Source organism: Mangrovactinospora gilvigrisea (genome assembly GCF_001879105.1).
GTDB lineage: Bacteria > Actinomycetota > Actinomycetes > Streptomycetales > Streptomycetaceae > Mangrovactinospora > Mangrovactinospora gilvigrisea.
On record NZ_MLCF01000136.1, the window covers coordinates 1 to 10,203 of the forward strand.

Annotated in this window: 11 protein-coding genes; 10 read left to right on the forward strand and 1 reads right to left on the reverse strand. The window is 74.8% G+C overall.

All coding sequences use genetic code 11. The features are described from left to right. Positions 1-59: 59 nt before the first annotated feature. From BIV57_RS24305 to BIV57_RS20650, 6 genes are all read left to right on the forward strand, one after another. Positions 60-824, forward strand: a complete 765-nt coding sequence (locus BIV57_RS24305) for a type II secretion system F family protein (RefSeq protein WP_071658362.1) — start codon at positions 60-62, stop codon at positions 822-824. Then, on the forward strand, positions 824-1,360 hold the full coding sequence (locus BIV57_RS24310) for a type II secretion system F family protein (protein ID WP_071658363.1): 537 nt from the start codon (positions 824-826) through the stop codon (positions 1,358-1,360). The genes BIV57_RS24305 and BIV57_RS24310 overlap by 1 nt, the downstream gene beginning before the upstream one ends. Positions 1,361-1,473: 113 nt before the next feature. After that, positions 1,474-1,860, forward strand: coding sequence for a DUF4244 domain-containing protein (locus tag BIV57_RS26655; RefSeq protein ID WP_336447021.1), 387 nt, complete (start codon positions 1,474-1,476; stop codon positions 1,858-1,860). Then, positions 1,847-2,254: a TadE family type IV pilus minor pilin gene (locus BIV57_RS20640; RefSeq protein WP_071658364.1), complete on the forward strand. Its 408-nt coding sequence runs from the start codon at positions 1,847-1,849 to the stop codon at positions 2,252-2,254. Before BIV57_RS26655 ends, BIV57_RS20640 begins: the two co-directional genes overlap by 14 nt. Continuing rightward, entirely contained in the window at positions 2,244-2,729 is a 486-nt protein-coding gene (locus BIV57_RS20645; protein ID WP_071658365.1) for an Rv3654c family TadE-like protein, read from the forward strand. The genes BIV57_RS20640 and BIV57_RS20645 overlap by 11 nt, the downstream gene beginning before the upstream one ends. Next, positions 2,716-3,060 carry a MerR family transcriptional regulator gene (locus BIV57_RS20650; RefSeq protein ID WP_071658366.1) on the forward strand — a complete coding sequence of 115 codons (345 nt, stop codon included), beginning with the start codon at positions 2,716-2,718 and terminating at the stop codon, positions 3,058-3,060. The genes BIV57_RS20645 and BIV57_RS20650 overlap by 14 nt, the downstream gene beginning before the upstream one ends. A 70-nt stretch (positions 3,061-3,130) precedes the next feature. Here BIV57_RS20650 and BIV57_RS20655 read toward each other — a convergent pair whose 3' ends face one another. After that, on the reverse strand, positions 3,131-5,518 hold the full coding sequence (locus tag BIV57_RS20655; protein ID WP_107409645.1) for a DEAD/DEAH box helicase: 2,388 nt from the start codon (positions 5,516-5,518) through the stop codon (positions 3,131-3,133). A 190-nt stretch (positions 5,519-5,708) separates the two neighbouring features. Here BIV57_RS20655 and BIV57_RS20660 point away from each other — a divergent pair, with 190 nt between their 5' ends. The 4 genes from BIV57_RS20660 (at position 5,709) to BIV57_RS20675 (ending at position 10,152) form a co-directional block, all read left to right on the forward strand. Next, positions 5,709-6,050 carry an STAS domain-containing protein gene (locus BIV57_RS20660; protein WP_071658372.1) on the forward strand — a complete coding sequence of 114 codons (342 nt, stop codon included), beginning with the start codon at positions 5,709-5,711 and terminating at the stop codon, positions 6,048-6,050. 92 nt (positions 6,051-6,142) lie between these two features. Further along, positions 6,143-6,568, forward strand: coding sequence for an ATP-binding protein (locus tag BIV57_RS20665; protein ID WP_071658367.1), 426 nt, complete (start codon positions 6,143-6,145; stop codon positions 6,566-6,568). A 314-nt stretch (positions 6,569-6,882) separates the two neighbouring features. Then, entirely contained in the window at positions 6,883-9,264 is a 2,382-nt protein-coding gene (locus BIV57_RS20670; protein WP_419185734.1) for a sodium-translocating pyrophosphatase, read from the forward strand. A 171-nt stretch (positions 9,265-9,435) separates the two neighbouring features. Continuing rightward, positions 9,436-10,152: a hypothetical protein gene (locus tag BIV57_RS20675; protein WP_071658369.1), complete on the forward strand. Its 717-nt coding sequence runs from the start codon at positions 9,436-9,438 to the stop codon at positions 10,150-10,152. Positions 10,153-10,203: the final 51 nt, after the last annotated feature.

A 10,203-nucleotide genomic window follows, 5' to 3' on the forward strand; every position in this document is an offset into this window, starting at 1 on the left:
CGGAAGCGGCGGGTGGGGGATCGGCAGGAGGCGTTGTTCGAGGTGGACGGGGTGACGCGGTGAGCGCCGTCGTTGCGGGCGGGGGCGGACGGATCGTCCGCGTGCGCCGGGAGGCGCTGGGCGGGGCCGTCCTGCTGCTGGCGGGGACGCTCGCGGCGCCGGTGCTGCGGTCGCCGGTCCCGGTGGTGCTGGGCCTGGTCGCCGCCCTGGTGGTGCGCGGCGCCCTGCGGCGACGCGCCGCCCGCGTGGCCGCTGAACGGGCCGCGCGCGAGGTCGCGGAGGTGTGCGCGGCGCTCGCCGCCGAGCTGCGGGCCGGGTGCCTCGCCGCCGTCGCCCTGGAGCGGGCCCTCGCCGAGGAACCCGACGCCGACGCGGACGGCGGCCTCGACCGCCCCGCCCTGCTCGGCGCCGCCCGCTACGGCGGCGACGTCCCCGCCGCGCTGCGCCGGGCCGGCGCCGCGCCCGGCGCGGAGGGGCTCGCGGGGCTCGCCGCCTGCTGGGAGCTCGCCTCCGGCCGCGGCGCCGGCCTCGCCGCGGGCGTCGAGCGGCTGGCCGCCTCGCTGCGCGCCGCCGAGGCGCTGCGCGAGGAGGTGCGCGCCCAGCTCGCCGCGCCGCGCTCCACCGCGCTGCTGCTCGCCGTGCTGCCGCTGATCGGCGTGGTGCTGGGCACCGCGATGGGCGCGAACCCGGTGCGCATCCTGCTGCACACCGCTCCCGGCCTGGGCTGCCTCGCGGTCGGCCTGCTGCTGGAGGCGGCCGGGCTGGCGTGGACGGCGGCACTCGCCGGCCGCGCCGAGAGCCGGGCGCGGACGGAGGATGCGTGATGGGCATCTGGGTACTCGGGCTGGCAGTGGGCGTCGGGGCCGCGGTGTGGGGCTGGATCGGGCTGCGGCGGCGCGCACCCGCCGACGCCGAGCGCGCCCTCGCCGCCCAACTGGCGCCGACCGCGGAGTTGCTGGCGGCGGTGCTCGCGGCCGGCGCCGGGCCGGAGGCGGCCGCGTCCGCCGTCGCCGCCACGCTGGGGCCGCCGATGGCGCCGCTGCTCGGCGGCGTCGCGGCCGAGCTGCGGATGGGGGCCGACCCGGCGGACTGCTGGGCGCGGTTCGGCTCTCGCCCCGGGCTGGCCCCGCTGGGCCGCTGCCTGGCCCGCGCGGGCCTCAGCGGCACCGCGTCCGCCGCCGCGGTGGCGGCGCTGGCGGCACGGCGGAGGGAGTCCGGCGCGCGGGCCGCACTGGCCGCCGCGCGCCGGGCCGGGGTGTGGGCGACGGCGCCGCTCGGCCTCTGCTTCCTCCCGGCGTTCCTGCTGGTCGGTGTGGCGCCGGTGGTGATGGGCCTGGCCGAGCGGCTGCTCGGCCGGTGAGTGGACGGATCAGGCAGTGCGGTCGGATCGGCCGGATCGGCCGGATCGGCCGGTTCAGCCGGGTCCGTCGAATCAGTGGGATCAGTGGGATCAGAGCGAGAGGGGAGATCGTCATGATGGTCACGGGAGCGGTGGAGCAGGGGGCGCGGCGGCGGGTGCGGGTGCGGGTGCGCCGCGCCTGCGGGGTCGACTTCATGGGCGGCGGCTGCGGCTGGTGCTGCCGGCGGGGCTGCGGCGCCCGCGGCGGTTCGGGGGCGGTCGCGGGGTGGTGGTGGCCGTCGGTGCGGGAGCGCGTCCGGGACTGGGGGTCCCGGTTGCGACCCGCCGTGCGGGTGCGGGCGCGGGCGGGGTGGGACGCGGGGATGACGACGGCCGAGTACGCGGTGGGCACGGTCGCGGCGGTGGCCTTCGCGGCGGTGCTCTACAAGGTGGTGACGTCCGGGATGGTCGCCGACGCGATGTCCGGCCTGGTGCGGAGGGCGCTCCGTGCCGGGTTCTGAGCGGGCGGCTGGGGGCGACGCCGGGTTCGTCACCGCCGAGGCGGCGGCCGTGCTGCCCGCGCTGGTGCTGCTCGCCGCGGTGCTGATGTGGGGCATCGCGGTGGCCACCGCCCAGCTGCGGTGCGTGGACGCGGCCCGGGAGGGGGCGCGCTCGGCGGCGCGGGGCGATCCGCCCTCCGTGGTGGCCACCGCGGTGCGGGCGGCCGGTCCGCGCGGTGCCGCGCTGCGGGTGCGGCGCGGCGACGACGGGTTGGTCCGGGTGCGGGTCACCGGGCGGGCGCCGGCCTTCGCCGGGCTGGGCCGGGTGCTGACGATGCCGGTGGCCGCGGAGGAGGCGGCGCTGGACGAGCGGATCGGCGGCGGCGGGGAGGGGGCGGTCGGCGGTGCGGGGTGAGCGGCGCGCCCGCGAACGCGGCTCGGCGACGCTCTACGCGGTGGCGCTGGGGATGGTGCTGGTGCTCGCCGGGGCGGCCGAGCTGGGCGTCTCCGCGGCGGTGATCGCCCGTCACCGGGCGGACGCCGCGGCCGACCTGGCCGCGCTGGCGGCGGCCGACCGGGCGGCGCTGGGCGCCGGCCGTGGTGCGGCGTGCGGGGCGGCGGAGCGGGTCGCGGAGACGGACGGCGCGCGGGTCGCGCGCTGCGCGGCGGCGCCGCGCGGCAGGGACGGCGCGGTCGCGGCGGAGGCCGAGGTGGAGGCGGTGGTGCCGGTGCGGGTGCCGGGTCCGCCCGGCGCGGCGCTGGGGGCGCGGGGGCGCGCGCGGGCGGCCGTCACCGGGCTCGGGCGCGACCTCGGTGGCAGCGCGGTCGTTGGCGGGTTAGGGACGGGGGTGCGTCGCGTTGCGGAGGTGGTAGGCGGTGCGGATCGGTGAGCTGTCCCGGAAGACCGGCGTCAGCGAGCGGCTGCTGCGGTACTACGAGGAGCAGGGGCTGCTGCGGCCGCGTCGGCGGCCGAGCGGGTACCGGGAGTACGCGGAGTCCGACGTGGAGACGGTGCGGACGATCCGGTGCCTGCTGACGGCGGGGCTGGGGACGTCGACGATCGCCCAGGTGCTGCCGTGCGCGGTGGGGGGCGGCGGGGCGGTCGGGGTGGAGCTGGTGCGGGAGCTGGTGGCGGAGCGGGAGCGGATCGACCGCGCGATCGGCGAGCTGCACAGCTCGCGGCAGCTGCTCCAGCGGGTGATTGCCGCGGGCTCGCGTTGACGGTCCCTCCGGCCGGCCATGCGCCCCCGCCCCTCCACCCTCCGCCCTCCGTCCCGCCCCTCCGCCCCGGTCAGGCCAGCAGGGCGGTGAGGAGGCGGAGGGAGGCGGGCTTGTCGAGGGGGTCGTTGCCGTTGCCGCACTTGGGCGACTGCACGCAGGACGGGCAGCCGTGCTCGCACTCGCAGGCGGCGATCGCGTCCCGGGTGGCGGTGAGCCACTCGCGGGCCGCGCGGAAGCCGCGCTCCGCGAAGCCGGCGCCGCCCGGATGGCCGTCGTGGACGAAGACGGTGGCCGCGCCGGTGTCCGGGTGCAGCGGGACGGAGACGCCGCCGATGTCCCAGCGGTCGCAGGTGGCGAAGAGCGGCAGGAGGCCGATGGAGGCGTGCTCGGCGGCGTGCAGGGCGCCGGGCAGCTCCTCCGGGAGGATGTCCGCCGCCTCCAGCCGGTCGTCGGTGACGGTCCACCACACGGCGCGGGTCCGCAGCGTGCGGGGCGGCAGGTGCAGGGGCCGCTCGCCCAGCACCTCGCCGGTGATCAGCCGCCGCCGCAGATAGGAGACCACCTGGTTGGTGACCTCCACCGAGCCGAAGCAGAGCCGGACGCCGTCGCCGAGCTTCACCTCGGCCTCCGTGTCGAGCACGGAGATCGCGGTGGTGTCCCGGGCGACCGTGGAGTACGGCGGGTCGGCGCGCTCCACCAGGGCGCAGTCCGACTCCAGGTCGAGCTCCCGCACCAGGTAGGTGCGGCCCTGGTGGAGGTGGACGGCGCCCTCGTGGACGGAGGTGTGCGCGGCGCCCGCGTCCACCGTGCCCAGCAGCCGTCCGGTGTCGGCCTCCACGACCTTCACCGGCGCGCCGCCGCTGCCCCGGATGTCGACGAGGTCGGCCGGCCGCTCGCGGCGCGCCCAGAACCAGCCCGAGGCGCGCCGGCGCAGCAGCTTGCGCTGCTCCAGCTGGGGCAGCAGCAGCCGCGCCGACGGCCCGAACAGCTCCATGTCGGCCTCGGTGAGCGGGAGTTCGGCCGCGGCCGCGCACAGGTGCGGGGCGAGCACATGCGGATTGGCCGGGTCGAGGACGGTGTGCTCGACGGGGCGCCCGAAGAGCGCGTCCGGGTGGTGGACGAGGAAGGTGTCCAGCGGGTCGTCGCGGGCGATGAGGACGGCGAGCGAGCCCTGCTGCTCGCGTCCGGCGCGTCCGGCCTGCTGCCAGAGCGAGGCGCGGGTGCCGGGGAAGCCGGCCATCAGCACCGCGTCCAAGCCGGATATGTCGACGCCCAGTTCGAGTGCGGTGGTGGTGGCGAGGCCCAGCAGCCGCCCCTCCAGCAGTGCCCGCTCGATGGCGCGGCGCTCCTCGGCGAGGTAGCCGCCGCGGTACGAGCCGACCCGGCGGTCGAGGCCGAGCGCCGGGGGGACGCCGGCGGCGCCGGAGGCGAGCCGCTCCCGCGCCACCATGGACACCAGTTCGGCACCCCTCCTCGATCGGGTGAAAGCGATGGTGCGGACCTCGTCGGCGACGAGATCGGTGAGCAGCTCCGCCGCCTCGGCGGTCGCGGTGCGCCGCACCGGCGCCCCGTGCTCCCCCGCCGTCTCGGTCAGCGGCGGCTCCCAGAGGGCGAAGACGGTCTCGCCGCGCGGCGAGCCGTCCTCGGTGATCTCCGTCACCGGAAGGCCCGTCAGCAGCTCCGCCGCGGCGGCCGGTTCGGAGGCCGTCGCCGACGCCAGCAGGAACACCGGGCCGTCCGAGCCGTACTTGCGGCACAGCCGCCGCAGCCGGCGCAGCACCTGGGCGACGTGCGAGCCGAAGACGCCGCGGTAGGTGTGGCACTCGTCGACGACGACGTAGCGCAGCGCGCGCAGGAACGGCGCCCAGCGGGCGTGGCCGGGAAGGATCCCCTGATGGAGCATGTCCGGATTGGTGAGCACCAGGGAGGCGAACCGGCGCACCCAGTCGCGCTCCTCGAAGGGCGTGTCGCCGTCGTAGAGGGCGGCCCGCGGGCGCGAGGCCGCGGCGTCCTCGGGGCCGGCCGCCGCGGCCGCCTTGAGCAGCGATTCCGCGGTGCGCAGCTGGTCGGCGGCGAGGGCCTTGGTGGGCGCCAGGTAGAGCGCGGTGGCGCCGCGGCCGTTCGGCTTGCCGCGGGCGGTCCCGGCGGCGCCGTCGAGCAGCCCGTTGAGGACGGGGGCGAGGTAGGCGAGGGATTTTCCGGACGCCGTACCGGTCGCCACCACGGCCGATTCCCCGGCGAGGGCGGCCTCGGCCATCGCCGCCTGGTGGATCCAGGGACGCGGCACGCCGAGTTCGCGGATGGCGGACAGCAGTTCGGGACGAAGGTCCTGCGGCCAGTCGGCATGACGGGCCGCCCGGGCGGGCAGGTGCTCCCTATGGGTGACGCGATCAAGCCGTCCTCGGGCTGCGGTCAGCCTTTCGAGGACGGCCAACGGCGGTTGCGGGCGCGGTGTCATCGTGGACCAGTCTCCCTGTAAGTCTGTCACCGCCGCGAGGCACAATCGCCGTAAGGCGTCGTGCCGACCTGGTGTTGGATGGTTGAATGCCAGGGCGGCTGCCGAACCGTTCCCCGAACTGTTCCCCGAAAGCGGCCTCCACCCGGAAAGCCGCGGGGGCGACCGCTCGATGCAAGGTGCTGGAGGACCCGTGGACCTGTCTCTTTCGACCCGTACCGTCGGCGACCGGACGGTCGTCGAGGTCGGCGGTGAGATCGACGTGTACACCGCCCCGAAGCTTCGGGAGTGCCTCGTCGAGCTGGTCAATGAGGGCAATTACCACTTGGTTGTCGACATGGAGGGCGTCGACTTCCTCGACTCGACCGGCCTTGGAGTGCTGGTCGGCGGGCTGAAGAGGGTCCGTGCGCACGAGGGTTCGCTGCGTCTGGTGTGCAACCAGGAGCGCATCCTCAAGATCTTCCGGATCACCGGTCTGACGAAGGTCTTCCCGATCCACGCCTCGGTGGACGAGGCGGCGTCGGCGACGGACTGACGTCCCGGCGTCCGTCCGCACGACTTCCTCAGTTCGGCCCGCGCCGCCCCGGCGCGGGCCCGCACCACGCTCTCCGAGGGGGATCCTCCGCCATGGCCATCGTCGAACTCCGCTTCAGCGCGCTGCCCGAGCATGTGCGCACCGCCCGGCTGGTGGCCTCCGCGGTGGCGCGCAAGGCCGGTGTGGACGAACAGCTGCTGGACGAGGTGCGGTTGGCGGTCGGCGAGGCGTGCTCGCGCGCGGTCGCGCTGCACCAGCGGGGCGGCGTGGACACGCCCGTGCGGGTGGAGCTGGAGGAGTCCGAGAAGCGGTTCTCGATCGAGGTGGGCGACGCGGTGCCGTCCCAGGCGGCGGTGGCTGCCGGGGACGGGGGCGCGGCGGCCGAGGAGGACGAGGACACGGGGGAGATGGGGCTCGCGGTGATCTCCGGGTTGGTGGACGACGTGGAGATCGTCGGGGGCGACGGGGGCGGGACGATCCGGATGAGCTGGCCGTTGGTCGGCGCTCCGGTTCGGTAGCGGTTCGCGGGGCGTGTTGTCGCCGCCCCTTCGCCCCGGCACCCCACCCGAGGTGGGTGCGGCGTGGGCGCTGTTGATGTCCCGTCCGGCCCGGTACCCCGCCGGGGGTGGGTGCGCCGTGGGCGCCTTCCGCGGCTGTCCGGCCCCGAGGGGGCGCGTGCGGAATGATCTGTCCGGGTTTTCCGGTTGTTGGTCTGGTTGGGGGGACTAGCGATCACTAGACTCCCGTCCGTCCCGAAAATCCTCGCGTCTTCCCGACGATTAGGACGGTGGAACGGATGGACGGACGGTTAGTACGGGTTGAAGTGCACCACTTGGCCGCCGATGGGGTGACCGCGGTACTCACCGGCGGCAACCGCGTCGTGGTCGTGGTCATCGCGGTCGTCGCGCTCCTGGCCCTCGGCGTGGGCATTCTGCTGCTGCGTCAGGTCCTCGAGGCCGACGAGGGCACCCCGACCATGAGGGAGATCGCCGGCCATGTCCAGGAGGGCGCGGCCGCCTATCTCCGCCGGCAGCTCCGCACCCTCGCCCCGTTCGCGGTGGGGGTGTTTCTGCTTCTGCTGCTGCTTCCGGCGGACGGTTGGGGACAGCGCATCGGTCGCTCGGTGTTCTTCCTGGTGGGGGCCGTCTTCTCGGCCGCCACGGGCTATCTCGGAATGTGGCTGGCGGTGCGGAGCAACGTCCGCGTCGCGGCCGCCGCACGGACGGCCACCCAGGGCGAGGGCGCCCAGGACCGCACCGGCCCGGCCTCGCACAAGGCGATGCGGATCGCGTTCCGCACCGGCGGCGTGGTCGGGATGTTCACGGTCGGACTGGGGCTCCTCGGCGCCTGCGTGGTCGTCCTGATCTACACCAAGAACGCCCCCCATGTACTGGAGGGCTTCGGCTTCGGGGCCGCTCTGCTGGCGATGTTCATGCGCGTCGGCGGCGGCATCTTCACCAAGGCCGCGGATGTCGGCGCCGACCTGGTCGGCAAGGTCGAGCAGGGCATCCCCGAGGACGACCCGCGGAACGCGGCGACCATCGCCGACAACGTGGGCGACAACGTCGGGGACTGCGCCGGCATGGCCGCCGACCTGTTTGAGTCGTACGCGGTCACCCTGGTGGCCGCGCTGATCCTGGGCACGGCCGCGTTCGGCGACCACGGCCTGGTCTTCCCGCTGCTGGTGCCGGGCATCGGGGTGATCACCGCGGTGCTGGGCATCTTCGCGGTGGCGCCCCGGGACAGCGACCGCAGCGGGATGACCCCGATCAACCGGGGTTTCTTCATCTCGGCCGTGGTCTCGCTGGTGCTGGTGGCGGTGGCGGCGTTCGTCTTCCTGCCGTCCTCCTTCTCCGGGCTCAAGGGCGTGCCGGCGTCGATCTCCTCGCACGGCGGGGACCCGCGCTGGTTCGCGCTCGGCGCGGTGGCCATCGGCATCGTGCTGGCCGCGGTGATCCAGCAGCTCACCGGGTACTTCACCGAGCCGAGCCGGCGGCCCGTCAGCGATCTGGGGCGGACCTCCCTCACCGGGCCGGCGACGGTGATCCTCTCCGGGGTGTCGCTGGGGCTGGAGTCGGCGGTCTTCTCCGCGGTGATCATCGGTCTCGCCGTCTTCGGCGCGTTCCTGATCGGCACCGGCTCGGTGATGCTGGCGCTCTTCGCGGTGGCACTCGCCGGGACGGGGCTGCTGACCACGGTCGGCGTCATCGTCGCCATGGACACCTTCGGACCGGTCTCCGACAACGCCCAGGGCATCGCCGAGATGTCCGGGGACGTCGAGGGCGAGGGCGCGAAGGTCCTCACCGAGCTGGACGCGGTGGGCAACACCACCAAGGCCATCACCAAGGGCATCGCCATCGCCACGGCGGTGCTCGCCGCGACCGCGCTCTTCGGGTCCTTCACGGACGCGATCAACACGGCGCGGGCGAAGGTGGGCAATCCGACCGGGACGACGCTGAGCCTGAACATCGCCCAGCCCAACAACCTGGTGGGGCTGCTGCTCGGGGCGTCCGTGGTCTTCCTCTTCTCCGGGCTGGCGATCAACGCGGTGTCGCGTTCCGCCGGCGCGGTGGTCTACGAGGTGCGCAAGCAGTTCCGCGACCACCCCGGGATCATGGAGGGCACCGAGACGCCCGAGTACGGCCGGGTCGTCGACATCTGCACCCGGGACGCCCAGCGGGAGCTGGCGACGCCCGGACTGCTGGCCGTGCTGGCGCCGATCGCCGTCGGGTTCTTCCTCGGCGTCGGCGCGCTGGGCTCGTACCTCGCCGGGGCGATCGGCGCCGGCGCGCTGATGGCGGTCTTCCTCTCCAACTCCGGCGGCGCCTGGGACAACGCCAAGAAGCTGGTGGAGGACGGCAACCACGGTGGCAAGGGCAGCGAGGCCCACGAGGCGACGATCATCGGCGACACGGTCGGCGACCCGTTCAAGGACACCGCCGGGCCGGCGATCAACCCGCTGCTGAAGGTGATGAACCTGGTGTCGCTGCTGATCGCCCCGGCGATCGTGCAGTTCAGTTTCGGCAAGGACGCCAACGTCGGGCTGCGGGTGGCCGTCGGGCTCGTCGCGCTGCTGATCGTGGCCGGCGCGGTGTGGGTCGCGAAGCGCCGGGGGGTCGTGATGGGCGACAGCGCGGGCGCGGGCGACGGCGGTGAGGACGGTGGGGCGTCGGTTCCGGAGCCGCGGATGAGTGCGAAGGAGAGCAGTAGCTGACACAGATCTGACAGAGAGTGGAGTCAACCGGTCGGGAGCATGTGACCGGTACGACAGTGAGGATTGCCACGGCCGCCCTTCCCCCGAGGGAGGGGCGGCCGTCGTGCCGGGTTGTGTAGGTTGTCGGGGCCGTGAGACCCGTGCGCGGCGGGAAAGGATGACTTGACAGCCATGAGGTTCTCGGTGCGCTCGCAGTCCAGGAAGACGCGGCTGGTGGTGTGGACGGTGCCGCTGGCGGCGGTGGCGCTCACCGCGACGGCCTGCGGCAAGCACGACAACACCAAGGAGCTGAACGCCTGGGCGAAGCGGCTCTGCGGGCCGGCCAAGTCCCAGATCGTGCAGGCCGAGCAGGCGCGTGCGGATCTCGGACGGGTCGTCAGCGGCGAGACGCCGAGCCAGCTGCAGAAGCGGCTCTCGACGGACCTGGGGCAGCTTCAGGCGGCCAACAGCGGTCTGGCGGACGCCGTGCAGGGGGCGGGCGTGCCGAAGGTGGACAACGGCGCGAAGGTGCGGTCGGACGCGGTCAAGCAGATGCGGTCGACGGCGTCGGGGTACGGCGGGTTGAAGACGAAGGTCGACGGGCTGGACACCAAGGACCAGGCGAGGTTCGCGTCGGGGTTGAAGTCGATCAGCTCGCAGACGGATGCGCTGACCAACAGCTCCGACGCGGCGCTGCGGAAGTTGGAGACGGGGGAGTTGGGGACGGCGCTGGCCGGGCAGCCGGGGTGCAAGCGGATACCTGCGGCGGCGCCTTCTGCGTCTGCGTCGCCGTCTCCGTCCTCGTCCGCGTCTCCGTCGGGCTCTGCGTCTCCGTCGGGGAAGGCGTCTCCCTCCGGGAAGGCGTCGCCGTCGAAGTCGGGGTCGCCCTCGCCGTCGAAGAGCAGCTGAGCCGGGGTTGCTGTTGCCGCCCCTCCGCCCCGGCACCCCACCCGGGGTGGG